Origin of the sequence: Aureispira sp. CCB-QB1 (genome assembly GCF_000724545.1) — a bacterium.
Classification (GTDB): domain Bacteria; phylum Bacteroidota; class Bacteroidia; order Chitinophagales; family Saprospiraceae; genus Aureispira.
Genome location: NZ_JHBV01000074.1, coordinates 1 through 904 on the forward strand (window position 1 = coordinate 1; position 904 = coordinate 904).

A 904-nucleotide genomic window follows, 5' to 3' on the forward strand; every position below is an offset into this window, starting at 1 on the left:
GCATGAACTATGATAACTTAAAAAAGAATCCGACAAATTTCTTGTCTCTAACGAGCCTAAAGGTAGAAGAGTTTGAAAAACTTCTATCCGTATTTTATGGTGTATGGGTTCGATATTTTCGATGGCATACATTGGAAGGTAAAAAACGTAAGTTTCCAAATGCTAGACCAGAGCAAGACACCAAAACATTAGCTACTGTCGAAGACAAATTACTATTTGCATTGGTTTATTTAAAAAATTACCCTTTGCAGCAATTTCAAGCAGCCAATTTTGGGCTGTCCCAAGCAAAGGTTAGTATTTGGATGAAACTACTTCAACCATTGCTATTAGAAAGTCTCAAACAACTAGGAGTTGTACCATTACGAGAAGGGCATAAATTGGCACAATTACTAGAAGAATTTGGTGACGATTCTTATAACCAAGACGTAACAGAACGCAGTATACATCGAAACTCTGACCAAGATGTTCAAGAAAGCCAATATAGTAACAAAAAAAAAGACATTCCATAAAGAACAACTTAATTGGTGCTAATAGCCAGCAAATTTTGTTCTTAAGCCAGACACGCGATGGAACTGTATTTGATAAGCGAATTGCTGATGAAGAAAACTGTACTTTTCCTGAAGGAATCTACCTTCGTCAAGATAAAGGTTTTCAAGGTTATGCTCCTCCAGGAGTCCACATACAACAACCAATTAAAAAGCCAAGAGGTAAACAATTAAGTGCTGTTGCAAAATGGTTTAATGCTTATGTTGGGAGTATGAGAATTTCAATTGAGCATGCTATCTCAGGCATAAAACGTTGTCGGATTGTCAAGGAACGTTGTCGTCATTATGACTCTGAATTCAGAGATCAAGTTATGCTTATTTGTACAGCGCTTCACAACTTTAGGGTACAAAGCCCCTTT

2 protein-coding genes are annotated in these 904 nt (G+C 36.7%); both read left to right on the forward strand.

Annotation, left to right across the window (positions count from 1 at the left end):
• Positions 1-509 (forward strand): transposase family protein (locus tag CG11_RS26205; RefSeq protein ID WP_052599920.1); only part of this gene is annotated, 509 nt, incomplete at its 5' end.
• 35 nt (positions 510-544) lie between these two features.
• The coding region (locus CG11_RS26210) for a transposase family protein (protein ID WP_063833223.1) at positions 545-904 on the forward strand (360 nt) is incomplete at its 3' end.